The 25899-nt window shown below is 69.3% G+C and carries 22 protein-coding genes; 9 read left to right on the forward strand and 13 right to left on the reverse strand.

Translation table 11 applies throughout. The features are described 5' to 3' along the window. A partial coding sequence (locus tag QN350_RS09065; RefSeq protein ID WP_323516234.1) for a VOC family protein occupies nucleotides 1-324 on the reverse strand: 324 nt, incomplete at its 3' end. A 113-nt stretch (nucleotides 325-437) separates the two neighbouring features. On the opposite strand from QN350_RS09065, the gene QN350_RS09070 reads away from it, so the two are divergent. From QN350_RS09070 to QN350_RS09080, 3 genes are all read left to right on the forward strand, one after another. Continuing rightward, nucleotides 438-1754, forward strand: coding sequence for an LCP family protein (locus tag QN350_RS09070; protein WP_322137661.1), 1317 nt, complete (start codon nucleotides 438-440; stop codon nucleotides 1752-1754). A gap of 201 nt (nucleotides 1755-1955) precedes the next feature. After that, on the forward strand, nucleotides 1956-2768 hold the full coding sequence (locus tag QN350_RS09075; RefSeq protein WP_322137660.1) for a TspO/MBR family protein: 813 nt from the start codon (nucleotides 1956-1958) through the stop codon (nucleotides 2766-2768). Beyond that, nucleotides 2765-4453, forward strand: a complete 1689-nt coding sequence (locus QN350_RS09080) for a DHA2 family efflux MFS transporter permease subunit (RefSeq protein WP_322137659.1) — start codon at nucleotides 2765-2767, stop codon at nucleotides 4451-4453. The genes QN350_RS09075 and QN350_RS09080 overlap by 4 nt, the downstream gene beginning before the upstream one ends. 29 nt (nucleotides 4454-4482) lie before the next feature. On the opposite strand, the gene QN350_RS09085 is transcribed toward QN350_RS09080, so the two are convergent. The 3 genes from QN350_RS09085 to QN350_RS09095 all read right to left on the reverse strand — a co-directional run bounded on the left by QN350_RS09085 (nucleotide 4483) and on the right by QN350_RS09095 (nucleotide 7105). Then, a complete protein-coding gene (locus QN350_RS09085) occupies nucleotides 4483-5703 on the reverse strand; it encodes a YncE family protein (protein ID WP_322137658.1) in 1221 nt (406 codons plus the stop codon). A gap of 194 nt (nucleotides 5704-5897) precedes the next feature. Then, complete coding sequence (locus QN350_RS09090; protein WP_322137657.1) at nucleotides 5898-6827, reverse strand: FHA domain-containing protein; 930 nt, start codon at nucleotides 6825-6827, stop codon at nucleotides 5898-5900. A gap of 2 nt (nucleotides 6828-6829) precedes the next feature. Continuing rightward, nucleotides 6830-7105, reverse strand: coding sequence for a hypothetical protein (locus QN350_RS09095; protein WP_416173000.1), 276 nt, complete (start codon nucleotides 7103-7105; stop codon nucleotides 6830-6832). Between the two features lie 218 nt (nucleotides 7106-7323). Here QN350_RS09095 and QN350_RS09100 point away from each other — a divergent pair, with 218 nt between their 5' ends. Then, nucleotides 7324-10878, forward strand: coding sequence for a TM0106 family RecB-like putative nuclease (locus QN350_RS09100; RefSeq protein ID WP_322137656.1), 3555 nt, complete (start codon nucleotides 7324-7326; stop codon nucleotides 10876-10878). Between the two features lie 100 nt (nucleotides 10879-10978). On the opposite strand, the gene QN350_RS09105 is transcribed toward QN350_RS09100, so the two are convergent. The 5 genes from QN350_RS09105 to QN350_RS09125 all read right to left on the reverse strand — a co-directional run bounded on the left by QN350_RS09105 (nucleotide 10979) and on the right by QN350_RS09125 (nucleotide 16897). Continuing rightward, nucleotides 10979-11257: an HPr family phosphocarrier protein gene (locus tag QN350_RS09105; protein WP_281535524.1), complete on the reverse strand. Its 279-nt coding sequence runs from the start codon at nucleotides 11255-11257 to the stop codon at nucleotides 10979-10981. Nucleotides 11258-11347: 90 nt separating this feature from the next. Continuing rightward, nucleotides 11348-13036: a phosphoenolpyruvate--protein phosphotransferase gene (ptsP, locus tag QN350_RS09110; protein WP_281535523.1), complete on the reverse strand. Its 1689-nt coding sequence runs from the start codon at nucleotides 13034-13036 to the stop codon at nucleotides 11348-11350. Nucleotides 13037-13155: 119 nt separating this feature from the next. Beyond that, nucleotides 13156-15147 (reverse strand): fructose-specific PTS transporter subunit EIIC, encoded by a 1992-nt coding sequence (locus tag QN350_RS09115; protein ID WP_323516236.1) that lies wholly within the window; start codon nucleotides 15145-15147, stop codon nucleotides 13156-13158. Next, nucleotides 15144-16112, reverse strand: coding sequence for a 1-phosphofructokinase family hexose kinase (locus QN350_RS09120; protein WP_322137654.1), 969 nt, complete (start codon nucleotides 16110-16112; stop codon nucleotides 15144-15146). The genes QN350_RS09115 and QN350_RS09120 overlap by 4 nt, the downstream gene beginning before the upstream one ends. After that, nucleotides 16109-16897, reverse strand: coding sequence for a DeoR/GlpR family DNA-binding transcription regulator (locus QN350_RS09125; protein WP_322137653.1), 789 nt, complete (start codon nucleotides 16895-16897; stop codon nucleotides 16109-16111). The genes QN350_RS09120 and QN350_RS09125 overlap by 4 nt, the downstream gene beginning before the upstream one ends. Nucleotides 16898-17077: 180 nt before the next feature. Between QN350_RS09125 and QN350_RS09130 the strand changes: the two genes are divergently transcribed. The 5 genes from QN350_RS09130 to QN350_RS09145 all read left to right on the forward strand — a co-directional run bounded on the left by QN350_RS09130 (nucleotide 17078) and on the right by QN350_RS09145 (nucleotide 22674). After that, the gene (locus QN350_RS09130; protein WP_322137652.1) at nucleotides 17078-18271 is read left to right on the forward strand and encodes an exonuclease SbcCD subunit D; all 1194 of its coding nucleotides are present in this window, start codon (nucleotides 17078-17080) and stop codon (nucleotides 18269-18271) included. A 25-nt stretch (nucleotides 18272-18296) separates the two neighbouring features. Beyond that, a complete protein-coding gene (locus QN350_RS09135) occupies nucleotides 18297-21347 on the forward strand; it encodes an SMC family ATPase (RefSeq protein ID WP_322137651.1) in 3051 nt (1016 codons plus the stop codon). Between the two features lie 126 nt (nucleotides 21348-21473). Then, complete coding sequence (locus QN350_RS09140) at nucleotides 21474-21938, forward strand: trypsin-like peptidase domain-containing protein (protein WP_416172999.1); 465 nt, start codon at nucleotides 21474-21476, stop codon at nucleotides 21936-21938. Between the two features lie 10 nt (nucleotides 21939-21948). Beyond that, entirely contained in the window at nucleotides 21949-22167 is a 219-nt protein-coding gene (locus QN350_RS19980; RefSeq protein ID WP_416347726.1) for a PDZ domain-containing protein, read from the forward strand. Nucleotides 22168-22305: 138 nt separating this feature from the next. Continuing rightward, a complete protein-coding gene (locus QN350_RS09145) occupies nucleotides 22306-22674 on the forward strand; it encodes a DUF2834 domain-containing protein (RefSeq protein WP_322137650.1) in 369 nt (122 codons plus the stop codon). Here QN350_RS09145 and QN350_RS09150 read toward each other — a convergent pair. The 4 genes from QN350_RS09150 to QN350_RS09165 are packed head-to-tail and all read right to left on the reverse strand — an operon-like array spanning nucleotide 22580 to nucleotide 25742. Beyond that, nucleotides 22580-23317 (reverse strand): Pr6Pr family membrane protein, encoded by a 738-nt coding sequence (locus QN350_RS09150; RefSeq protein ID WP_322137649.1) that lies wholly within the window; start codon nucleotides 23315-23317, stop codon nucleotides 22580-22582. The genes QN350_RS09145 and QN350_RS09150 overlap by 95 nt on opposite strands. A 53-nt stretch (nucleotides 23318-23370) precedes the next feature. After that, on the reverse strand, nucleotides 23371-24252 hold the full coding sequence (locus QN350_RS09155) for an amino acid ABC transporter ATP-binding protein (RefSeq protein WP_322137648.1): 882 nt from the start codon (nucleotides 24250-24252) through the stop codon (nucleotides 23371-23373). Continuing rightward, on the reverse strand, nucleotides 24239-24907 hold the full coding sequence (locus tag QN350_RS09160; protein ID WP_322137647.1) for an amino acid ABC transporter permease: 669 nt from the start codon (nucleotides 24905-24907) through the stop codon (nucleotides 24239-24241). Before QN350_RS09160 ends, QN350_RS09155 begins: the two co-directional genes overlap by 14 nt. Before the next feature lie 7 nt (nucleotides 24908-24914). Further along, nucleotides 24915-25742, reverse strand: coding sequence for an amino acid ABC transporter substrate-binding protein (locus tag QN350_RS09165; protein WP_322137646.1), 828 nt, complete (start codon nucleotides 25740-25742; stop codon nucleotides 24915-24917). Between the last annotated feature and the right edge of the window lie 157 nt (nucleotides 25743-25899).

The following is a 25899-nucleotide window of genomic DNA, read 5'->3' on the forward strand; positions in this document are numbered from 1 at the left end:
TGTGTTCGGGTCGACGCGCAGCTCCTCGCAGTCGACGCCCTTGCCGAGGAGTTCGGTGCGCGCGCCGGGAACGTCGTCGACCTCGAACGCGAGATGGCGCAGGCCCAGCGCTTCCGGTCCGCTGCGCCGGGGCGGAGTGTCCGGGAACGAGAACAACTCGAGGATGTACTCGCCGTTCAGGGCGAGCTTGCCCATCCAGGAGTCGCGCTCGGCCCTGAAGTACTCCGCTTCGAGCGTGCAGCCCACGACGTCGAGGTAGAACCGCTTCGAGCGCTCGTAGTCGCTCGCGATGATGGCGATGTGGTGCACCCGGTTGATCAGCATGCTCCCAGACTGACACAGCCGTTTCTGTGAGTCTCATAGCCCGAGTCCAGAAAACATCCGGGACCGGCAACTATCGTGAAGATTCTGACCATGGAACGCAACTAGGGGTTTTGTTGACGAATCACAGGCCCGAGGGTCGCGCGGACGCCCGCAGGCACGCCAGGGCGGCCACACTCATCCGTCACCGGCGCCGACCGAGTCGCAGCCACACGACGCTCGCCCTGATCAAGGCCCTCGCGATCGCGCTTGCGGTCGTCCTCGTGAGCGGTGCATCCGTTGCGGCCATCGCGGTCAGCCAGTTCGCAACGAAGGTTTCGGCCAACGCGGTCGACATCTCCAACGGGGCGACCGACCTCCCCGCGATGCCCCAGCTCGGCTCCTTCGAGGGCGGCTTCAACGTTCTGGTCGTCGGAGTGGACAACTCCCTCACCCAGTCGGCGGCCTATGGGGAACGCACCGGCACCCTCAACGACGTCAACATCCTGCTGCACGTCTCCGCCGACCATAAGAGCGCGGTCGTGATCAGCATTCCCCGTGACCTCGTCGTCAGCCAGCCTGCCTGCACGGACCCCGACACCGGGAAGGTGTCGAAGTCCGTTTCGTCCACGGCCATGAACGCGTCCTTCGGCAGGGGAGGCCTCGGCTGCGTCGTCTCGACCGTTTCTGCGCTGACCGGGCTGACCATTCCATACGCGGGACTGATCTCCTTCGAGGGCACGGTCGCGATGGCCGACGCCGTCGGTGGCGTCCCGATCTGCCTCAACGATGCGATCAAGGACCCGTACACGGGACTCGACCTCCCCGCGGGAACGAGCGTCGTTTCCGGAACCCAGGCCCTGTCCTACCTGCGCAGCCGCCACGGCGTCGGCGACGGCAGCGACCTGTCCCGGATCTCCTCGCAGCAGGCGTACATGTCCTCGCTCATGCGCGTGATGAAGAGCAGCGCGACGCTCACCGACGTGTCGAAGCTGTCCGCACTCGCGACGGCGGCAGGGACGAACCTGAAGCTCTCCACATCGCTCGCCAATATCCCGACCATGGTCAGCATGGCGCTCGCCCTGAAGGACATCGACCTGAACCAGCTCGTGTTCGTGCAGTACCCCTCGGCGACAGACCCGGACAACCTTGCGAAGCTCGTGCCCTCGACGGCGCTCGCCAAGAAACTGTTCGCCGCGGTGACGGCTGACCAGTCCTTCACCCTCGACGCCGAATCCCTCGGCAACAGCGCCGAACTCGACCCCACGTCGACGCCCGTCGCGACGCCCGCCGCCACGCCGGCCCCGACGCCGACCCCCTCTGCTTCGGCGACCGGTGCCGCGACGGGCACACCGACACCCGCGGCGACGGATCCGGCGGCGCCCGTCCAAATCGCCGGCCTGCGCGGCCAGACCGCGAGCCAGCAGACCTGCTCGATCGCCTACAACTACTGATCCGGGGGTACGTCGCGTTCCGCGGGGCGTACTCTCGATCGCGCACGATACTGGTCCAGGGGCACGTCGAGCTCCGCTGGGCGAGCTCCGGCTGGTCGTGAGAAACCGGCCAGGTGTCGGCGGTTCCCACGCGCACTGTCCTTTCGCGCTCCCTGGTGCTAACGTCATCTTGTTCAGTTGACTTATATCTAGGAGAGTGAGATGAATTCTCGAGATCTCCGGCGGCAGGTCCTCGTCGTGATCGGCGCGCTCGTCGCCCTCGTCGGATCCTTCATCGGGTCGGGCGCAGCGGGCGGCACGCCCATCCAGGATGCCGCCGGCGGCGCGCTTGCGGCCGACGCGACCCTGATCGCGCCTGCGGTGCCCGCGTTCGCGATCTGGACGCCGATCTACCTCGGCCTGGTCGGATACGCCATCTGGCAGTGCCTGCCGGCGCAGCGGAGCGATCCCCGGCAACGTCTGCTCGGCTACCCGATCCTCGCGTCGCTGATCCTGAACGCAGCGTGGATCCTGAGCATCCAGTTCGACCAGCTCTGGCTCAGCGTTCCCGTCATCGTGGCTCTGCTCGCGGTGCTCGTCTGGACCTTCCGGCTCACCCTGGCCTCACGCCCGAAGTGCATCGTCGAAACGATCCTCGTCGACGGGACCATGGGCCTCTACCTCGGCTGGGTCTGTGTCGCGACCGCTGCGAACGTGACCGCCGTGCTCGTCGCCGCCGGTTTCACGGGCTTCGGGCTCGACCCCGACCTGTGGGCGGTCGCCGTCATCGCGGTCGCCGCGGTTGTCGGCGGGTTGCTCGCGATCGATGGTCACGGCCGGCTCGCCCCGGCTGCCTCCCTCGCCTGGGGACTCGGCTGGCTCGCCGTCGCGCGACTGGGCGGCGCCCCGCTCTCCATGCCCGCGGGTGTCGCGGCACTCGCCGCCGTGGTGCTCGTGATCGCCGTCACCGTCGGTGCGCGCCTGCGCATGGCCGAACTCCCCGTATCCCCACCGACCCGAACGGTAGTCGCATGACCGACCAGCACCCAGCCACCCCCACGTCACCCGCCGCCCGCACCGAGTCTCCGCGCCGCCGCTGGGCCGGCCTCGTCTTCATCAGCGTCGCCGTCGCGCTCATCATCGTCGACTCGACGATCATCAACGTCGCGATCCCCTCGATCGTGCGGGACCTCGCGATCACCTCGACCCAGGTGCAGTGGGTCCAGGAAAGCTACACCCTCGTCTTCGCCGCCCTCCTGCTCGTCTTCGGCACGCTGGCGGACCGGTACGGCCGCCGTCGGATCCTGCTCCTCGGCGTCGTGATCTTCGCCGCGGCATCCGTTCTCGCCTCGGCGGCCCAATCGGGCGACCTGCTGATCGGAGCCCGCCTGATCCAGGGCATCGGCGGTGCCATGGTGCTTCCGACCACGCTATCGCTGATCAACGCGAACTTCCGCGGCAGGGACCGCGGCATCGCCTTCGCGATCTGGGGCTCCACGATCGGCGGCATGGTCGCGGTCGGGCCGTTGCTCGGCGGCTGGTTGACCACGTACTTCTCCTGGCGATGGGCCTTCGGCATCAACGTTCCCCTCGGCGTGATCATCGTCATCGGCGTGCTCGTCTTCGTCTCCGAGTCGAAAGACGCCGGTGAACCGCGCCGGGTCGACGTCGTCGGCGCCGTCCTCTCGGTGGTCACGAGCGCGACCCTCGTCTTCGGGCTCATCGAGGGCCGCAGTTACGGCTGGTGGCTCACCAACAAGCCGATGGTGATCGGCGGCTTCACCTGGCCGTATTCGATTTCACCGATCCCGATCGCCTTCGCGATCACCCTCCTCGCCGGCACGGCCTTCATCCTCTGGGGTCTCTCCCGCCAGCGCGCCGGAAAGACCACCCTGCTCGCGTTCTCGCTGTTCCGGATCGCTTCCTTCCGCAACGGGAACATCGCGGCCCTGATCGTGTCGCTCGGCGAGTTCGGCATCATCCTGTCCCTGCCGCTCTGGCTGCAGAACGTGCTGGGCTATGACGCCCTGCAGACCGGGTTCGTGCTGCTCGCGCTCGCGATCGGTTCCTTCGTTGCGAGTGGTTTCGCGGGCGCGTACGGTAACCGGGTGTCCCCGGAAATGATCGTCCGGGTCGGAATCGTCCTGGAGATCGTCGGCGTCGCCGGCCTCGGCCTCGTGATCACCGCGGACGCGAGCTGGTTGTCGATCGTGCCGTTCCTGTTCGTGTACGGAATGGGCGTGGGCCTCGCGACCGCCCAGCTGACCGGGGTCGTGCTCAAGGACGTGCCGGTCGAGAAGAGCGGCCAGGGCTCAGGCACCTCATCGACCGCGCGGCAGATCGGCTCCGCGCTCGGCATCGCGGTGCTCGGCACCGTGCTGTTCACCTCGGTCGGCGCCTCGCTGGACGCGAAGCTCGCGGACGTTCCCGGGTTGCCCGAGTCTGCGCGCACCCAGGTCGTCGACGCTGTCGTCGACAGCGCCGGTGCGGCGATCCCCGCCCTCGAAGCCCAGAGCCCTGCCGTGGCCGCGGCCGCGCGGGACGCCTTCAGCGAGGGCACCCGGTACTCCGCGTTTGCGGCGGCCGGCTTCCTCGTCATCGGGCTGCTCGCGACCCTGCGGCTCTCCGGAACCGCGCCGCACCGCGACGGACGTGAGCCCGAAGCGGATGCCGGCGCCCAGGAATCCGCCGCCGTCACCCCGGCGGAAGAGCCGGTCTAGGGCGATCGACAGGGCGCTAGAGAGGCGGCCTACGGCCTGCGCTCGTCCTGATCGTTGGTCCTGTCGCCGCCGCGACGGCGGCCGCGGAGGAAGGCCAGCAGCACAGCCCCGACCAGGACGAACGCCACAGCCACCAGCAGGGGAAGGACGGCGTCGCTCCCGGTGGCGGGCAGGGCAGGGTGCGACATCGGTGGGGGCTGCGCCTGCCCGGTGTGTGCGGGCGGGGGCGCAGCAGTGGCAGTCGGTGCTAGCGTGCCCGTCGGTGCTGGCGTGCCAGCCGGCACGTCGCTCAGTGCGGAGACGGACATTCCGTCCGCCGCGGCGACCCAGACCCGTCCCAGTGCAGAGTCCGCGGCAATCGCGTCCGGGGCGTTGGGAACCGAGACGGTGCCGATGATAGTCCGGGCGGCGGTGTCAATCACCGACACCGTTCCGCCGTTGACGTTCGAGACGTAGGCCCGTCCGGAGGTCGGGTCGACGGCCACGCCGGACGCCCCAGCGCCAACACCGAGGGTTGCGGTCACGGATCCGGTCAGCGCGTCGACGAGGGAAACGGTGTTGTCGCCCGCGTTCGTAACAGCCACGGTGTGGGCGACGGGATCCACGGCGACACCGTGCGGGGAGCCGCCGACGGCAATCGTGCCCGAGACCGTCAGCCCCGTGATCGAGGCGATCGCGTTCGAGGCCGGTAGGGAGACGTAAACCGTGTGGGTGCCGGTGTCGACCGCGAGGCCCTGGGTGGTCGTGCCGACGTCGACGGTGCCGAGGAGCGTCTCGGTCGCGCCGTCGAGTGCGGAGACGGTGTGGGCGTCGGGGCTGGTCACGTAGACGGTGTTCGTCCCGGGGTCGACGGCGACCTCGGCGACGGCGGTACCCATCTCGATCGTGCCCGTCACCGTGGTGCTCGGGCCGTCGATGACCGTGACCGCGGTTCCGCTCGCGCCGTACAGGGTATGGGTCGCCGTGTTCACGGCGATGCCGCCGAGGCTCGGGTCGACGGGAATCGTCGTCGTCACCGTCGTGCCGTCGATGACGTACACCGCGGACGGAGTGAGGCTCGTGACGTAGACGGTGTGGGTGTCCGTGTCGACGGCGACGCCGCGCGGGTTGTACCCCACCGGGATCGTGGTGACGACAACCCAGGCGGCGAGGGCGCCGCCCACGGCGACCGGGGCGAGGACCAGAGTCCCAGTCAGGGCCAGCGCGGCACTGACGCGGGACAGGACGCCGATGGGTGAGTTCCTGCGCATGAGGTTCCCCTCGTCACTGACGCACTGTAGCCGTGCAGCGGCAGCGGCGATAGCTTGCCAGTCCCCACGGGGTCAGCGCACCCGACCGGACGGATGCCGGCGCCCAGGCATCCGCCGCCGTCAGCCCGGCGGACAAGCCGGTCTGACGACAAGGACGCCGGGACAGCGGCCGGCTGAACGCCGGGTCTGCGCGGCTAGGAGGCCGGCCGCCCTGGTGCGGCCGGCCGCGGCGTCGCCGTGGTCCGGCGAGCGGGCTGCGGCTTCTGGTACGCCAGTTCCCCGCCCACCCTGCCGCCGTACGGACGACCGTGATCCGCGAATTCCTCGCGGAAGAACGCCATCCGCCACGGCCCGAGTTCGATACGCGCTCCGGTGCGCAGGATCCGTCCGCCCGCTGCCGAACGACTCCCGTCGATGCCCTGGGACTCCGTTCCCGGAGCGACGGCCCCGAGGAGAAACAGCACGTACTCGTCATTCTCGTCGTGCCGGATCTCGGCGTGGATGGGAGTGAGCCCGTCGAGCCTCAGATCGGCGTCCGGGCTCGATCCGATCGTTGTGGTCTCCGGCATGAGGTCGAACTGGCGGGGCGGCCTGCCGTCCCAGTTCTCCGACCCGACGACGAAGATCAGCCGGGGTCGTCCGGATCCGCGGGTGTAGTGCGTGGTCGTCACCGTGCGCCGGATGCGGCGGTCGAGCGTCGGCACCAGGGGAAAGAGGGTGGAGGGCGGCAGGGTCACGACCGGTGCGGCTTCCGCGCCGCCGGCACGCCTGCGACGGCGCAGCAGCGGCGCCAGCGCCGCCCGCGTACCGAGGGCGACATGCGCGGACCCGGTCAGGAGGCGCTGCAGCCGCTGGGCCGGGATCGCACCGAGCCGGACGACCAGCCCATTCGGACCGCTCAGCGAGACCGAGAGCCCCCGTTCGGCCAGGTCGGCAGCGAGGGTACGGACCTCCTTGAGAGTGATCGTCCTCGTCTGCAGGAAGAGCTCCGGCCGGTTCGCGAAGATCTCTACGTCGGTTCCCGCTGCAGTGATCGTTCCCTGCATCCGCTCGCCGCCCTGCTGACCGTTCGGCTCGGCAAGGGAGAAGGCGAGATCGATGTCCAGGCGGGTGGTCGTTGCCATGGTCAGTTGGCGATGGACTCGACGGCAGGACCTTCGCTGGTCGTGACGCGGAGGGTGCCGTTCAGCTTCCACGTCGCCCGCGGGGCGTCCGGTCCGATGTCCCGCGGGACTTCGACGGCCATGTCGATGAAGGTGTAGTTGATCACGGCGCTCTTGCCGGTCAGGTACGACCACATCTCCTTCCCGAGGTCGGTCCAGTCCTGGATGATGTGGCCGTCGGGGCCCGTCGCCGTACCGGTGGTGTCGTCGCTCGGGCTCGTGCTGGTGGTTTCGCTCACGGTGTGTCCTTTTCGAATTCGTCGGTGAGGTCACGGAGTCCGACGTCGAGGAAACCCTCCGGAGCCTCCCCGTGAGGTGAGCCCGGCCACGTCAGCACTGCCGTTGGGTCGAGGCTAATGGGCCGCTCCGTGCTGTGGGGGATTCCACAGCCGGCTCACAGCAGCCGCATGTCGGTGGCTTCGGTTAGCCTCGGGTCAGATCCTTTCGGGAGGCCGTCGTGTTCCTGCTTGACCCTGTCACCGTCGTGTACTCGGCGAGCGACCTGAGCGCGGCCGCGGTCTGCGAATGGGCCGCGCTGCGCCGGCTGGACGCTCGCCTCGGGCGGATCGACCCGGTACCGGACCGCGTTGACGCCATGCTCGCTCGCACGGCGGTACTCGGCGACGCCCATGAGCTGCGGATGCTGAACCGGCTCCGTTCGTCCGGGCCCGTCGTCGAGATCGAGCGTCCCGCCCGCGCCGAGCGCGCTGCGATCCTCGAAGCCGCCCGGCTGAGCGCCGAGGCCCTCCGGGCCGGCGCCGGCGTCGTGTTCCAGGCCGCCTTCTTCGACGGGCGCTTCCTCGGGTACGCGGACTTCATCATCCGCTCGCCGGAGACGAATGATGCGGCAGGAGGAGCCCCGGTGAGCCCGAGCTATGAGGTCTACGACACGAAACTGGCCCGCTCGGCCAAGGTCACCGCGCTGCTGCAACTTGCGGCATACAGCGACCAGTTGGAACGCCTCGGCATCCGCACCGGCGAGCGGGTTCACCTCCTGCTCGGCGACGGGCGCACCAGTTCGCACCGGCTGGCCGACATCCTGCCGGTGTACCGGGCCAGGCGGGCCCGGCTCGAGGGCCTGATCGACGAACGCCTCGCCGACACCGCGCCGACCCCCTGGGGCGACCCCCGGTACGTCGCCTGCGGCCGCTGCGCGGTCTGCGAGGAACAGGTGCAACTGCACCGGGACGTGCTCCTGGTCGCCCAACTGCGCCTCTCCCAGCGTGCCCGCCTGCGCGCCGCGGGCATCAGGACGATCGAGGAGCTCGCCGCGTCGACGGGGCCCGTGGTCGGCCTCACCGATTCGACACTCTCGACCCTGCGCGCCCAGGCCCGGCTGCAACTCGACCCGCACCCCGGCCGACCGCTCGCCTGGCAGGTGACCAACCCGCCGGCGCTCGCCGCACTTCCACGGCCGAGCGCGGGGGACATCTTCTTCGACTTCGAGGGTGACCCCCTGTACCAGGAGGGTGCGGACGACGCCTCGGCCGGCACCGTGGTGTGGGGCCTCGACTACCTGTTCGGCCTCGTCGAACCCGACGACACCTTCCGCGCCTTCTGGGCGCACAGTCACGCCGAGGAACGCCAGGCCCTCATCGACTTCCTCGCGTACGTGCAAGAACGACGGGAACGGCACCCCGACCTGCACATCTACCACTACGCCCCCTACGAGCGCACCCACCTGCTCAGTCTCGCCGCCCGGCACGGTGTCGGGGAGGATGCCGTAGACGACCTGCTCCGCAACCACGTGCTCGTCGACCTGTACCCGATCGTGCGGCAGGGCCTCCGGGTCGGCAGCCGCAGCTACTCGCTCAAAAAGCTCGAGCCCCTGTACATGGGGGAGGAGGCCAGGGAAGGCGTCGACAACGCCGCAGACTCGATCGCCGAGTACGCGCACGCGGGCGAGCTCCTCGCCGCCGGCCAGGCGGAGGCCGCTGCGGCCGTCCTCGAGGACATCGCGCGGTACAACGCCTACGACTGCCGTTCGACGAGGCGGTTGCGGGACTGGCTCCTCGATCGCTCCGCGGACGACGGCGCGTTCGGCGACGGTGCCGCCGGACGCCTCGGCTTCCGGGGCGATGCCGGCGAGCTCTCGATCGCGGTCCCCGAACGGGAACGCGACCCGGTCTACCTCGAACTGACCGCCCTGCTCGAACAGGTGCCGCCGTCCGGCCGCACGCGGGACGAGACCGCCCTCGCCCTCGCTGCCGCGGCGATCGACTACCACCGCCGTGAGCAGAAATCGTTCTGGTGGGACCACTTCTCCCGGCTCTCCTCGCCCCTCGAGGACTGGTCGGACACCAGGGACGTCTTCTCTGTCGTGCGCGCCAGTGTCGAGATCGGCTGGCACCGCGAGGGCAGGCAGGTCCTCGACCGACGCCTGCTCCGGCTCGAGGGCACCCCGGCGCCGGGAAGCTCGGTCAAGGCCGGGCAACAGCCGTTCCTCGTGTACGACCCGCCGTATCCGCCGATCCGACGGAGCGACGAGCCGGGCGCCCGCACCGCCCACAACAAGGCGACCATCGTACAGGTGGGCGCCGACGGGGGTTTCGACGGTGCAGCTGAAGACGGTGTCGCAGACGACGGTGTGCTCTTCGTCGAGGAGATCCTCGAACGCGACGCGCCCCACCACGACGCCCTCCCGGTTGCCCTCACTCCGGGAACCCCTCCGCCGCCCGGCAGCCAGGTCGGCGCCATCTCCCAGTGGGGCAGGGCCGTGCTGTCCGCGTGGCCGCTCCCGCTCGCGGATGCCGCGTTCGACATCCTGCGCCGGGTGCCGCCCAGACTCCGAGCCGGCGATACCCTGCCTCTCGTCACCGCAGGAGACACCCGGGCCGCCATCCGCGACGCCGTGCTGGCCCTCGACCACTCGTACCTCGCCGTCCAGGGCCCGCCAGGAACCGGGAAGACCTTCGTCGGCTCGCGGGTGATCGCCGACCTCGTCGTCCGCCACGGCTGGCGGATCGGGGTCGTCGCGCAGTCGCACGCGGCGGTCGAGAACATGCTGCGCGCAGTGGTCGAGGCCGGTGCCGACGTCGGGCTCGGTCAGGACCGGGTCGGCAAGAAGCCCAAGACCGGCGAGGAACGCACCGCCACTCCCTGGCTCGCCCTCGATGCGAAGGGCCTCGCCGCGTTCACCGGCCGGCCCGGCGGCTGGGTGCTCGGCGGGACAGCGTGGGATTTCAGCAACGCCGACCGGATCCCGCGAGGCTCGCTCGACCTGCTCGTGATCGACGAGGCCGGCCAGTACTCCCTCGCAAGCACGATCGCCGCGGCCGTTTCCGCAGAGCGACTGCTGCTCCTCGGCGACCCGCAACAGCTGCCGCAGGTGAGCCAGGGCACGCACCCCGAACCCGTGGACCTCTCCGCGCTCGGCTGGCTCACGGACGGGCACCGGGTGCTGCCCGCCGACCTCGGATACTTCCTCTCCACGAGCTGGCGGATGCACCCGGCCGTCTGTGCGCCCGTCTCGACGCTCTCCTACGCGGGCAAACTCCGTTCGCACCCCTCCGACCGGGCTCTCGCCGGGCTGGAACCCGGGCTGCATCCCGTTCCGGTGCGCCACGCCGACAACGCGACCTCGTCGATCGAAGAAGCGGATGTCGTCGTCGGGCTCGTGCGGGACGCCATCGGCCGGCCGTGGACATCCGCCGGGCGAACCGCCCCGCTCGGCGAGACGGACGTGATCGTGGTCGCTCCATACAACGCCCAGGTCGCCCTGATCCGGGAACGTCTCCGGGCGGCCGGCTACTCTGCGGTGCCGGTCGGCACGGTCGACAAATTCCAAGGCAGGGAGGCCGCGGTCGCGATCGTCTCGCTCGCGGCGTCCTCTGCGGAGGAGGCGCCGCGCGGCCTCGATTTCCTGCTGCTCGCGAACCGGCTCAATGTCGCCATCTCGCGCGCCCAGTGGGCGGCGTGGCTTGTCTACTCGCCAGCGCTCACGGACTCGCTGCCCCGCAGCGTCGAGGCGCTCACCCAACTGAGCGCCTTCATCACCCTCGTCGACGGGTAGACGAACGACGGGCGCAAACCGACGGGCCCAAACCGACGGGCACCAAAAAAGGAAGCACCCTCGGCGACCGAGGGTGCTTCCTTGTCCTGCCGGTGGAGTACTACTCGGCGTCGAGATCCGTTTCGAGGATCTTCACGAGGGCTTCGAGCGCCTCGTCGGCGCCTTCGCCTTCCGCACGCAGCACGACGACGTCGCCGTTGGCCGCGCCGAGGCTCATCAGGCTCAGGATGCTCGAGGCGTCCATGGCGTCTTCAGCAGGCTCGCCCTCCATCGCGATGGTGACCTCGATCGGCAGCTCGCCGACGGCGGCCGCAAAAATGGACGCGGGGCGGGCATGCAGGCCGACTCGGCTGGCAATGGTGGCTGTGCGTTCGGACATAGTTCCTCCTGGTTGATACTCGGCGACGGTCGTGCTCGACGATACTGCGGGCTGACTGGAGTGGTGCGGGGTGTTGCTACGCGAGTGCGGTCACAGACCCAACTCTTCAAGTATGGGCAATCCGGCGCGCACGCGCTTACGGGCTTCTGTCGGATTCGGCGCGGAAACCGCGAGTACCGCGAGCTTCTTGGCGTCTTCGAGGGTGACCGACTTGAGCACTGCTCCGACCGCGGAGAGTGACCGGGAGGTCATCGAGAGGGTTGCGACACCGAGCCCGACGAGGACGACCGCGAGCACGGGATCGGCAGCTGCCTCGCCGCAGACACCGACGGGCTTGTTGTTGCCCTCGGCAATGGAGCCTTCGACGGTCAGGCCGATCAGCTTCAGCACGGCGGGCTGCCACGGGGAGTTCAGCGCGGCGAGGGTGCCGAGCTGGCGGTCGGCGGCCATCGTGTACTGGGTGAGGTCATTCGTGCCGAGGCTGACGAAGTCGACCTCGCCGAGGATCCGGTCCGCCAGAAGGGCGGCGGAGGGAACCTCGACCATGACCCCGGGGATCTTGAGTCCGGCGGTCGCACACATCGCTGCGAACTCGGCGGCTTCCTCGGGAGTCGCGATCATCGGGGCCATCACCCAGACGATCGCGGGGGAACCTTCGGCGGCCTGGGCGATCGCGGTGAGCTGGCGGGCCAGCACGCCCGGCGTGGTCAGGTCGGTGCGGTAGCCGCGAACGCCGAGCGAGGGGTTGGGCTCGCTTGTGTCGGTCAGGAACGGCAGCGGCTTGTCAGCACCGGCATCGAGGGTGCGCACGACGACCTTCTGGCCGGGGAACGCGTCGAACACGCCCCGGTAGGCGATGACCTGTTCGTCGATCGTGGGCTCGGTCTCGCGCTCGAGGAAGCAGAACTCGGTGCGGAGGAGTCCGACGCCCTGGGCGCCTGCCTCTGCGGCCTTGACGGCGTCCTTGGCCCCGCCGACGTTGGCGAGCAGGGGGACGAGGTGGCCGTCCGCGGTGCGGCCGTTGCCGTCGAAGACGGCGAGGATCGCTGCGGCGGTCTTCCATGCTTCGACTGCGGCGGTTTCCTCGGAGCCTGGCTCCAGGGAAACGGTGCCGGCGGCGCCGTCGACGTAGATCTCGGTGCCTTCGGCGATGGTGTCGACACCGGGCGCCGCGACGACGGCGGGGAGGCCGAGGGCACGCGCGATGATCGCGGTGTGGGACTGCGGCCCGCCACCGGACGTGACGAGGGCGAGGATCTTCTCGGGGTCGAGGGTCGCTGTGTCTGCGGGGGCGAGATCTTCGGCGACGAGAATGTAGGGCTCGTCGGCGAGGGGGATGCCCGGCGCGGGCACTCCGCGGAGCTCGGCCACGATCCGGGCGCGTACGTCGAGGACGTCCGTTGCCCGCTCGGCCATGTAACCGCCGAGGTTGATCAGCATCTCGGCGACCGAGGCTCCGGACTCCCAGATTGCGCGTTCGGCGGATGTTCCGGTGTTAATGTGCTTGACCGCGGCCTTGATCAGCATGGGGTCTGTGGCCATCAGCGCGGTCGCTTCGAGAACGGCCTTGCTCGCGCCCGAGGCTCCTGCTGCACGGCTCTGCAGTTCACCCTGGACGGTCTTGGCCGCGGTGCGGAGGAGGGCAGTGGCGGCATCCGCTGACAGCGACGCAGCCAACCTTTCTCCGGCCGGGGGTTCACTGACCGGTTTGGGCATCTGCCGAATCGATCCGATGATCCGTCCGGGGCTGACGCCCACGCCGGAGAATTTCTGCTGCACGGTTTAACCTCAATTCTTGCGTGGGAATTGGTTGCCCACGGTAACGATATTACGCGGCGGCCGGTACGGATCGCGTATCGGCCGCCGCGTCTTCATGCGGTGATGGTACTACTTGCTGGTTATGCGGTGACGAGAACCGGGGCTTCCACTCCGGCGGTGACCTTCTTGGTGGTGTACCGCTTCAGGGCGATGACCGCGAGGCCGGCGACGACGGTGCCGATCGCGATGGCCAGCGCGAACAGCGCGAAGCTGTCGATCGCGAAGAAGACGAAGATGCCGCCGTGCGGGGCCTTGCTCGTGACACCCCAGGCCATCGACAGGGCGCCCGTGACACCGGCGCCGAGCATGCTCGCCGGGATCACACGAAGCGGGTCTGCCGCTGCGAACGGGATTGCACCCTCGGAGATGAAGGATGCACCGAGCAGCCAGGCCGCCTTGCCGTTCTCGCGTTCGATCGGGCTGAACAGCTTCTTGTCGAGCACGGTGGCCAGGGCCATCGCGAGCGGCGGAACCATTCCGGCGGCCATCACGGCGGCCATGATCTGCCACGGCGCCTGGTTGGCCAGGGTCGCGGTGCCGAGGCCGGCGACGGCGAAGGCATAGGCGACCTTGTTGACCGGGCCACCGAGGTCGAAGCCCATCATCAGTCCGAGGATCAGTCCGAGGACGATCGCCGCTGCGCCGCTCATGCCGGTGAGCCAGGTGTTCAGCGCCGCGGTGAGCCAGGCGATCGGACCACCCAGCACGAGGAACATCAACCCGGAGGCGACGATCGAGGCGATGAGCGGGATGATCACGACGGGCATCAGGCTACGGAGCCAGCGCGGAACGTTGAGCCGCGCGAAGCTGGCCGCTGCGACACCGGCGAGCAGGCCGCCGGCGATGCCGCCGAGGAACCCGGCGCCCATGAACCCGGCGACGGCACCGGCGACGAACCCGGGAGCGATACCCGGACGGTCGGCGATCGCAAAGGAGATGTACCCGGCGAGGGCCGGAACCAGGAAGCCCATCGACAGGGCGCCGATCTTGAAGAAGACCGCGCCGAGGTAGATCGGGAGGCCGCCGTCCGGCAGGTTGAAGAGGCTGTTCTGCAGGGTCACGACGTCGGCGATCTTGGTGATCTCGTAGCCACCGAGGAGGAAGCCGAGTGCGATCAGCAGGCCTCCACCGGCGACGAACGGGATCATGTAGCTGACACCGGTGAGAAGCGCGCGCTTGACCTTCTGGCCGATGTGCTCGTTCTTCTCGTCGACCTCCGCTGCCCCTGCGGTCCCGCCGACGCGGCGGGCGTTCGGGTTCTCCGAGGCCGCGATGGCGTCCGCGATGAGTTTGGCCGGTTCGTCGATTCCGCGCTTGACCGGAACCTGGATGACGGGCTTGCCCGCGAAACGCTCGCGGCCGCGCACGTCGACGTCGACTGCGAAGATCACTGCGTCGGCGGCGGCGATGATCGCCGGGTCGAGCATGGTGAGGCCGGCAGAACCCTGCGTCTCGACCTGCATCTCGACGCCGGCCGCTTCCGCTGCTGCAGAGAGGGCCTCAGCGGCCATGTAGGTGTGCGCGATGCCGGTGGGGCAGGCCGTGACGGCGACGAGGCGCTTGACGCCGGTCGGGACGGATGCCGCGGGGGCGGCAATTCCGCCGCCGACGGCGACCGGAACGGGGGAGACGACGTTGGTGACGAGCTCGACGATCTCTGCGGGCGTCTTGGCGGCGCGCAGGGCGGCCGTGAACGCGGGCTTCATCAGCGAGCGGGACAGCTTCGCGAGGATCTTAAGGTGCTCCTGGTCCGCGCCTGCCGGCGCGGCGATCAGGAAGACCAGGTCTGCGGGGCCGTCTCCTGCGCCGAAGTCGACCGGGGTCGACAGGCGCGCGAGCGCGAGGGTCGGCTCGGTAACGGCGGCGGAGCGGCAATGCGGGATGGCGAGGCCGCCCGGGATTCCGGTGGCCGTCTTCGCTTCGCGGGCGAGAGCATCCGCGTACAGGCTCTCGATCTCGGTGGCCCGGCCTGCGCCGACAACGAGCTCGGCGAGTCGCCGGATGACGCTCGAGGGAGCGGCTCCGAGGTTCTTATCCAGAGCGACGAGCTCTGGGGTGATCAGTGCACTCACTGGACATCCTCCTTTGGATGGGTCAGCTGCGTCACGGTGACGTCGCTGGGCTTTGTTTGGTTCAGTGCCGGAACGGTTGATCCGGGCAAAGATGCGGCTGCGGCCCCGTGGGCCGCCGCCTGACGGAGCGCGTCGGGGGCGCTTCCGCCGGCCAGGTCGCGGAGCAGGAAACCGGCCAGGGACGAGTCACCGGCTCCGACGGTGCTCACGGCGATCATGGGCGGAGTCTGGGCGAGCCAGGACCCGTCCTTCGTCGTCAATACGGCCCCCTGGGCGCCGAGGGTCGCGAGGACCGCGCCGACACCACCGGCAACGAGCCGGGCGGATGCCGCGGCGACCATGGCGGGGTTGCCCTCGAGGGCCGCGGGGTCCGGGATGCCGGTGAGCTCGGCGAGTTCCTCGCCGTTCGGTTTGATCAGGTCAGGGCCGGCGCTCACAGCGGCTGCGAACGGGGCGCCGGAGGAGTCCACGGCGACCTTGGGTGCCGCGGCGCCGTAGCGGGCGCGCAGCCGGCGGATGATGTCCGCATAGAAGTCGACGGGAGCGCCCGGCGGCAGCGAGCCCGCGAGCACGACCCAGCCGGCGCCATCCGCCCGGTCGAGCACGAGCTCGATCAGTTCGGTCTGCTGCGCGGGGGTCAGCACCGGACCGGGCACGTTGACCTTCGTCGTGGTGCCGTCCGGTTCCGTGATCGCGACATTGCTGCGGATGCTTGCGCCGATCGGCATCCCGAGGTGCGGGATGCCCGCATCGGACAGTGCGATGAGCACCGGGTCGAGGGCGTCGCCAGGCAGGATCGCGAGGCTCTCCACGCCGGAGGCCTCGAGGGCGCGGCAGATGTTGACACCCTTGCCCCCTGGCTCGACGTGGCTCGCCACGGCGCGCTGGACCTCGCCGCGGGCGAGAACGCCGTCGAGCGAGATCGTGCGATCCAGGCTCGGATTCGGGGTAAGCGTGATGATCACGCGATCACAACCTCTACGTCAGCCACGGCCAGGGCCGCGGAAAGTTCCGGTGATGGGAGGACGTCCGTGATGAGGACGTCGATGTCGCCGAGGGCGGCGAACCGCACGAGGGTTTCCTCGTCAAGCTTGGTGGAATCGGCGAGCGCGACGACGAGCCGTGCCGACCGCACGATGGCGGTCTTCACGGACGATTCGACGAGGTCGGGGGTGCTGAGACCGAAGATGGCGTGTACGCCGTTGGCGCCGATGAAGGCGATGTCGGGGCGGAGTCCCTCGAGCTGGGCGATCGTGCTCTGGCCGACGACCGCGCGGGTCAGGCCGCGGACGCGGCCGCCGAGGAGGTGGAGCTGGATCTCCTCATTGCCGGCGAGCTTGTACGCGATCGGCACGGCGTTCGTGATGACGAGGAGCTGATCGTCGGGGCCAGCGGAGGTCCAGTCGGCGAGGCGGTCGGCGAGGAGTTCTGTCGTGGTGCCGGCGTCGAGGATAATCGATCCGGACTGGCTGGTCGGGATCATGGCGAACGCGGCCGCGGCGATGCGCTCTTTCTCGTCGTGTCGCTGGGTCTGCCGTTCGGCCAGGCTCGGCTCGGAGAGGCTGAGGCGGTCGAGGGCCACGGCGCCGCCGTGGACTCGACGCAACTGCCGCGAACCTTCGAGCGTATCGAGGTCGCGGCGCACTGTTTCCGGGGTGATGTCGAAGCGAGTTGCGAGTTCATTGACGGTGACCCGGCTGGCGGTTGTGACGAGTTCGGCGATCAGCGCCTGCCGTTCTTCCGCAAACATGATACCTCCTCGTCTTTGAGTGACCCCCCGCCACTGCGCGGCCCGATCGTTTCGATCAGGATGGTGTCCACGATATCTGTGTTTCTTTTTGTTTGTCAAGGAAAACACAGAAGAACAAAGATGGATGTTCGTGGGCGGGCCGACCGGGCCGTGTCGGTGCTGGGCGGTAGCGTGACGACCATGAGGATCCTGCACACGTCGGACTGGCACATCGGGCGCACGTTCCACACGCACTCGACCCTCGACCATCTCCGGATCGTGCTGGGCGCACTCGTCGACGTGGTCCGCGATCGATCGATCGACGTGGTCGTCGTCGCCGGCGACGTGTTCGATTCGGCGATGCCCTCTGCCGACAGCTACACCCTGCTCGCGACGGCCCTCCGCGAGATCCGGCGGGCCGGAGCGCAGGTCATCATGACGAGCGGCAACCACGACTCGGCCACCCGACTCGGGTTCCAGTCCGAGTGGGCCGGCCTTGCCGGCATCCATGTGATCACCCGGCCCGAACAGGTCGCCTCGCCGGTCACTGTCACCGACGAGCACGGCCCGGTGCATTTCTACGGCATCCCCTTCCTCGAACCGGCACTGATTCGGCATCACTATGCCAATCAGGCGCGCCCGGAACGAACGCTCAAGACCCACGAGCAGGTGCTCGCCTTCGCCATGGAGCAGATCCGGGCGGACCTCCTGGTTCGCGGCGGCCGCTCTGTCGTGCTCGCGCACTGCTTCGCGGCCGGCGTCGCGGCCACGCAGGAGTCGAGTGACGTCGAGAGGGACATCACCGCCGGCGGGCTCGACCTCGTGCCGGTCAGCGTGTTCGAGGGGCCGGACTATGTCGCCCTCGGGCACATCCACGGGCGGGCCAGGCTCGAAGACCGGGTGCGCTACTCGGGCGCGCCCCTGCACTATTCCTTTGCCGAGGCCGCCAAGCCCCGTGGCGCCTGGCAGGTCGACCTCGGCCCTGACAGCCCGGGGAAGGGCGCAGAGCTCGAGATCGAATGGGTCGCCCTCCCGGTTCCCCGCAGGCTCAGCGTGCTCACCGGCGAACTCGAGGAACTCCTCACCGAAGACCGGTTCGCGGCATTCGACGGCGACTGGGTGTCGGCCGTGCTGACAGACCAGGTCCGTCCCCTCGACGCCATGCGCGCACTCCAGAAACGGTTCCCGTACTGCGTCACCCTCGAACACCGGCCGGCCGTCGTCATGGACACCGGAAGCGAGAGCTACGCCGAACGGATCAACCGACAGACCGATCCCGATATCGTCGCCGGCTTCCTGAGCTTCGTGCGCAATGGTGTCGGGCAGACGGAGTTCGAGCGGGACCTTGTCGCCGAATTGCTCGCGGCCGGGGAACTGAAGGAAGTCACCCAGTGAGCACCGGAACCACGAGGAGTACGACGTGAAGATCAAGCGCCTGAAGCTCGCCGGGTTCGGCCCGTTCAAGAACGAGCAGGTCGTCGACTTCGAGCGCTTCGATGACGACGGTATCTTCCTGATCACGGGCAAGACCGGTGCGGGAAAGTCCAGCATCCTCGACGCAGTCTGCTTCGCCCTCTATGGCAGTGTTCCGCGCTACGAGGGCACGGAGTCGCAGTTGCGCAGCGACCACTGCGAATCCGGTGACCCCACCTACGTCGAGCTCGAGTTCGGCCTGAACGGGCACGACTATCGCATCTTCCGCACTCCCAAGTACCTCAAGGCCAAGAAGCGCGGCACCGGCACGACGCTGTCCGCACCCGACGCCCGGCTCGACATCCGTGACCCCGATACGGACGACGCCGGTGCCGTCGGTGCCGTCGGTGCCGTCGGTGCCGTCGGTACTGCCGGTGCCGTGGGCGGCTGGCGGGGTATCGCCGCGCGCCCCGTCGACGTCGGGAATGAGCTCGCCCGCATCCTGCCGCTCAAACAGGACCAGTTCCTGCAGGTGATCCTGCTCGCTCAAAACCGGTTCCAACGCTTCCTGCTCGCCAAGACCGACGATCGCCGCGAGGTCCTGCGCACCCTCTTCGGCACCAGCAGGTTCCAGAGCCTGGAGACCGAACTCATCACCCGTCGCAAGGCCCTCGACGACGAACTCACTGGAGTGCGCGTTCGGCTCGACGCACTCGCGGAGGCCGCGGCCCGGCACCGGCCCGCAGCCGCCGAGTCGGGCACCGCGGCACGGGACCTGGCCTGGTTCGACGCGGCCACCGCCGAACTCGAGCAGGCACTCGCCGTCGCCGTCGCCGCAGCCTCCGCCGCGGACGCCGCACTGGCCGACGCGACCGCAGCGCTTCGCGCCCAGGACGAGATGCGCGCCCGCCAGGACCGCAGGGACACCGCCGCCGCCGGCCTGGCCGTGTTCGACGAGCGCAGCGCCGTTGTCGACGCCGACCGTGAACGCCTCGCCGCCGCGCACCGCGCAGGCCGGGTGTTGCCCCAGATCGAGGCCGAGTCCGCTGCCCTTGACGCTGCCCTTGAAGCGGCGCGGTCAGAGGTGGCGGCTCGGGAGACCTGGCTCACGGTCCACGGTTCCGACGTGGACGACCAGAACGACGACCAGGATGCCGTGCCGGTCTCTGCCACCATCGACCTGCTCCTCGAACAGCTCGGGTCCCTGAACGATGTCCTCGCGGCCGAAGAAGAACTGCCGGCCATCAACGCCGGGATCGGGTCCGCCGAGGCCGGGCTCTCCGAGGTCCAGGCCACCCTCGACGGGCTCCAGGCCCGGATCGACGCCGCGCCCGCCCTGCTCGACGACCTCGACCGGGACCTCGCCGTGCTCGCTCGCGACGCCGCCCGCGAACCGGAGTCCGTCGTTTCCCTCGCCCGCGCGGTGGCCGCCGAAGCCGCAGCCGCAGAAGCTGCCGCACTCGAGGCGGACCTCGACGCCGCACGCAGCAGGCTTGCGGTCGCGGCCGCCGAGAACGCAGACGCCGCCGGGCACTACCGGGACCTCGTCGCCAAGCGGCTGGCCGATCACGCCGGCGAGCTCGCCGGCCGGCTCGTTCCGGGCGAACCCTGTGGGGTGTGCGGGTCCACGACGCATCCGCACCCCGCTGAGGCTCCTGGTGAGCCGGTCACCGACGCCGACATCGAGGCCGCCCTTGCCGACATGACCCGGGCCCAGGGCGACCTCGGGAGCAGCAACGAAGATGTCCTCACCCTCGGTGCGCGCGCCGCCGCCTCCCGCGCCGCCGCGGGCCCGGGAACAGAGGCCGATCGCGCGGCAACGCGTGCCGCCGCGCTCACCGCGGTCGAGAGCGCACGCACGGCGGCGGCACGGGAGACAGAACTCGGTGCCGAGCGGCTGCGGCTGCGCGCCGAGCTCGACCACGCGCGGGAGACCCTCGCCGGAGTCCGCTCCGGCAGGGACGACGCTGCGACCCGGCTCACCGAACTCCGTGGCCGCCGCATCGCGATCGAGGAACGCGTCAACCGGCAATCGGCGGGCTACGCCTCCGTCACCGAACGGGCGGAGAGCCTGCGCACCGAACTCCAGGCGGGCCGCACCCTCGAGACGGCCCGCGCGCTCAGCGGCGAACGGGATCGTGCCCTTGCCGCCGCCTCAGCAGCCGTCGCCGAGCGCCTCGCCGCCGAAGGGTTCGCCGACGAGGCGGAGGTCGTCACCGCACGACTCACGCCGGCCGAAATCGCGACGCGGGAGACCGGCATCCGTGCCCACGACGACCAGCTCGCCGCCGTGCGCGCCGTGCTGGCCGAACCGGAGCTCGCCGGCCTGCCCGGTGCCGCTCTCGACCTTGAACCGGCCAGGGCAGCCAGGACCGCCGCCGCCGAGGCCAGGGACGTTGCCTTCGCCGCGCAGGGTACCCTCGCCGTCCGCCAGGATGAACTGGCCGTCGTCGTCGCCGAGGCACGTGCCCTTGCCGCCACTTCCGCGACCCTCCTCGTGACCCAGGCCCAGGTGCGGGAGCTCGCCGCGGTCGTGCATGGCGAGGAACCGAACACCAAAAGGATGAAACTCGAAACCTACGTTCTCGCCGCGCAACTCGAGGAGATCATCCTCGCCGCGAACGGTCGGCTGCGGGACATGACCGGAGGCCGATACGTCCTCGAACACGACGATTCCCTGCAGTACCGCGGCACCCAGTCCGGACTCGGACTCGCGATCCTCGACCAGCACACCGGTCGGGCCCGGCCGACCCAGTCGCTTTCCGGCGGCGAGACCTTCCTCGCCTCCCTCGCCCTGGCCCTCGGACTCGCCGAGGTCGTCTCGCACCAGGCCGGAGGCATCGCACTCGACACCCTCTTCGTCGACGAGGGCTTCGGCTCGCTCGACAGCGAAACGCTCGAGACCGCGATGAGCACCCTCGACGGCCTGCGTGCCGGTGGCCGTACGATCGGCCTGATCAGCCATGTGGATTCGATGAAGGAACAGATCCCGGCGAAGCTCGAGGTCACCGTCACCGACCAGGGCTTCAGCGAGATCGCGAGCACAGTCCTCGTCTGACCGGCCCGGCCGGCCCGGAGGGGTCACAGCCGATGGGCGGGACCCTCTTGGCCGACACCGCGGCGCCTCATGGAAATCCGATAGCTTCCGGGACTTGGGTGGGAACCAGTCGCGGCGGGGGACGCGGTGACCGGGGTCGGCAACGCGGGCGGAACGAGCACCCTCACCGCCGCGGCCGGCAGCGTCACGAGCGTCGGCCAAACCATCACAGCGTCGGGCGAGGACGCCACGCACGCCGAGACCCTGACCGGACTGATCCAGGTCGACGCGGACATCCAGTCCGGCGACTCCGGCGGGCCGCTCTACGACGCCGACGGTGAGGTCATCGGCATCGCCACGGCGGCGTCCTCGGGGACGGCCGCGATCAGCGGCTTCGCGATCACGATCGACGCGGCCCTCGACGTCGTCACCCTGATCCACGCCGGCGTCGAAACCAGCACCGTCACGATCGGCTACCCGGCGTTCCTCGGCGAGGCTGATCGGTTCGAGCGCGACCGCGTCGACGGACACGGGGTCGGTCAACGGCCGCAGCTATCGCGGCAGCCTTGGCGCGGCATCCGGCACCACCGGCTCGACGGCAACGACCGGTGACTCGGCCCTGATCACCGCGGTCGTCGACGGCTCGGCCGCAGCGGCCGCCGGAATCGTCGCGGGAGACACCATCACTGCCGTCGACGGCACGACGATCGCCTCGGCCGCCTACCTCACCTCGACCGTCGACGCGTACAACCCCGGCGACGCGGTCACGATCACCTGGACGGACACCGCCGGCGCAACCCACACCGCGTCCGCAACCCTCACCGCCGGCCCCGCCGACTGACCCGCCCGATTCTCCTCCCCGCGAGAGCGTAATTTTGGCCCTTAAACCGCGGGTTTAAGGGCCAAAATTGCGCTCTCGCGAGGTGGGTGGACGCGTCGACGTGACGGGATGGAGCGGGGACGGCGGCATACTGTCTGCATGACCCGGAACTGGACCCCCCTCGCACTCCTGTACCTCGGCCTGGGCGTCGCCGGCCTGATCGGTACCTGGACGTACAACATCCTCTCGATCAGCCAGGCGCGCGACTACGTCGGCGACTGGACCGGCAGCGGCCCCTCGGTGTCCTCGCTCACGGTCGATCTGCTCGTGACGGCCGTGGCCGGCAGCATCCTGATCATCGTCGAATCACGCCGGCTCGGCATGAAACGCGGCTGGCTCTACGTCGTCCTCGCGTTCGTCCTGGCCTTCGCGTTCAGCTTTCCGCTGTTCCTCGCGATGCGCGAGCGTCATCTGGCGGCGACACGGATGCTGCCGGATCTTCCGCCGGAACAGCTGTCGAAGCCGTGACTCCCGTCGCCTGGCCCGCCCGGCTCACGGAGATCGCTGCGCCCGCGAGGCCCGCGATGACGACGGCGATTCCGAGCACGTACCCGCCGACGCTCCCATACCCGCCGGGGCCGGTCGGGTCGAGGAACGGGTAGGTGTAGAACCCGGTGGCGGCGCCGCGGATCACCGCGTAGACGACCCACACGATCGGATACAGCAGCGCGAATCCCAGGGCCTTCCAGGCGAGGGCGGGCCGGCCGGGGGCGAGGAGCCAATCCACCAGGATGAGGATCGGCGCCCAGACGTGCAGCACCTCGTTCGGCCAGGCGATCCCGGTGAACCCGTCCGACACCACGTTCCGCAACAGTGCGTTGTAGACGACCGCGGTCACGATCGCATAGCAGAGCCCCGACATCCGGATCCGGGTGAAGAGCTCCGGGTCTGCCCGGTAGCGGAGGGCGAGGGAACCGCCCCAGAGCAGGACCAGCGCGTTGACCAGGCTCGACTGCACCGTGAAATACCCGAAGTACTCTGTCGGCACGAAGGCGTCGTGCACGGCCTGGTCGACGATCTGGGTGAGCACACTCCCGAGGAGCAGCACCCCGAGCGCGAGGCGGAAGACCCCGAAGAGCCGTCGGTGGGTGGTCGCCGCTGCTGTTTCCATGGCACCACGATATCGGCGCGGCCGGGCGGGGACGACGGGCCGGCCTGGCGCGTTCAGAACGGGTTGAGCAGACGGTGCAGGAACTGCCGGGTGCGTTCCTCGCGCGGGTCCCTGAGGACCTGCTTCGGGTCGCCGTGTTCGACGATCCTGCCGCCGTCGACGAAGGCGATCTCGCTCGCGACCTCCCTGGCGAACTCGAGTTCGTGGGTGACGATCACCATGGTCCAGCCCTCGATCGCGAGTTCCTTGATCAGGCGCAGCACGTCCCCGACCAGTTCAGGGTCGAGCGAGGACGTCGGCTCGTCGAAGAGAAGAAGCTGGGGCCGGAGTGCGAGCGCGCGCACGATCCCGACCCGCTGCTGCTGGCCGCCGGAGAGTTCGAACGGGTAGGCATCCGTCTTGTCGGCCAGGCCCACCCGGGTGAGGAGGGCGAGTGCCTCCGCGGTGACCTCGGCCTTCGGGCGGCGCTGGACGACGACCGGTCCCTCGAGCACGTTTTCGAGCACGGTCTTGTGCGGGAAGAGATTGTAGTTCTGAAACACCATTGCCGACCGGTCGCGCAGGGCGGCGAGCTGCTTGTCGCGCGGGCCCCCCGCTGCGCCGAAGTCGACCGTCATCTCGGTGCCCGTGCCGGCGGCTGCCGCGCCTGAAGCTGGGTCTGCTTCCGCGGGGGTGATCGTGATCGTGCCGCCGTCCGCGTTCTCGAGCCCGTTCAGGCAGCGCAGGATCGTGGTCTTCCCCGAGCCGGAGGGGCCGATCAGGGCGAGCACCCGGCCCCGGCCGACGGTAAGGTCGATCGATTCGAGTACGCGGGTCGTTCCGAAGCTCTTGCGCAGGCCGCGCACGGTCAGCAGGGCGGCGGATGCCGCAGGCGCGGTCCAATCGCCGGGCTGCGGTCCGGTCGGCGGGTCGAGCGGGGTGTCAGTGGGCGACATAGCGGTCCAATCGCTTTTCGAGCCGGCCCTGCACGGTCGAGAGCACGAGGCAGATCACCCAGTACACGAGCGCGGCCTCGAGGTAGAGCAGCATGAATTCCTGGCTGAACGCCGCGACCTTCTGGGCCTGTCGAAAGAGTTCGGTGACGAGGATCAGCGAGGCGAGGGAGGTGTCCTTGACGAGGCTGATGAAGGTGTTCGACAACGGGGGGACAGAGACGCGGGCGGCCTGCGGCAGGATGATCCGGGTCAGGGCCTTGCGGCGCGACATCCCGACCATCCACGCGGCTTCCCACTGGCCCTGGGGAACGGAGAGGATCGCGGCGCGAATGACCTCGGCCGCATACCCGCCGACATTGATCGAGAAGGCGATCACGGCGCTCGGCCACGGGTCGATCAGCAGGCCCAGCGAGGGCAGCCCGTAGAAGATCACGAAGAGCTGCACGAGGAGCGGGGTTCCCCGCACGATCGAGATGAACACCCGGGCGATCGCGGAAAGCCACCGCAGCCGGGACAGCCGCATCAGCGCGAGGGTGAGCGCGAGCACGAGGCCGAGCGCGAACGAGACGAGCGCGAGCGGAATCGTGCCCTGGATGGCGCCCATCAGGATCGGGCCCAGTGCACTGAGGGCGAGATCCCAGTTCGACTGAGTCATCTGCTGGTTACTTCGAGACGTCGGCCCCGAAGTACTTCTCCGAGATCGAGGTCAGGGTACCGTCAGCGGCCAGGTCGGCGAGGGCGGTGTCGACAGCGGTGGCGAGGGCGGTGCTGCCGCCGGCGAACGCGAGGGCGCTCTCCGACTTGTCGGTTGTCGTCGCGGCGACCTTGAGGCCGGAGGCGTCGTTGTTCTTCTTATAGTCGAGGAAGGTCAGGTTGTCGTTGATCGTGGCGTCGACCCGGCCCTGCTCGACGAGGGCGACCGACTGGGCCCAGCCCTCGACGGCCTGCACGTTGGCGCCGCTCTGGGTGGCGAGGGTGTTCCAGTTGCTCGTGAGCGACTGTGCCGTCGTCTTTCCGGAGAGGCTCTCGAACGAGGTGATCGACGTGTTGTCCGACTTCACGACGATCACGCCCGTCGAGTAGGTGTACGGGGTGGAGAAGGTGTACTTGGCGGTGCGCTCAGGGGTGATCGAGACCTGGTTGGCGATCGCGTCGAACCGGCCGGCCTCGAGGCCGGCGAAGATACCGTCCCACTGGGTCTCTTGGAAGGTCGCGGTGACTCCGAGCTTGGCGGCGACGGCCTTGACGACGTCGACGTCGTAGCCGGTGATGTCTCCGGCGCCGTTCTCGTGGAACGAGAACGGGCGGTATGTGCCCTCTGTCCCGACGGTGAGCGTTCCCGCTTTCTGCACCTTGGTGAGGGAATCGTCGGCGCTCGTCGCACCGTTCGTGCTGCCGGCGGTGCCGCCCGCGGCGCACGCGGTGAGCGACAGGGCGGCGAGGGTGACGATGGCTCCCGCGACTAGCGCGGAGGGGAACGTGAGCTTCATGGGAATGCCTAACGCGAATGCAGGGAATCGAACCGCCGGTTTGACGTTTCGGAAGGTGAGGGACCGGGGTGGCGGTCCTACACCGGGGGAGTCTCCGGGCCGGGTGTGTTCACCGGGGACGTCCGAAGACTAACAAGGTGCGGGCGACCCCGACTAT

The sequence above is a fragment of the Cryobacterium sp. 10I5 genome, assembly GCF_035019865.1.
Taxonomy (GTDB): Bacteria; Actinomycetota; Actinomycetes; order Actinomycetales; family Microbacteriaceae; genus Cryobacterium; species Cryobacterium breve_A.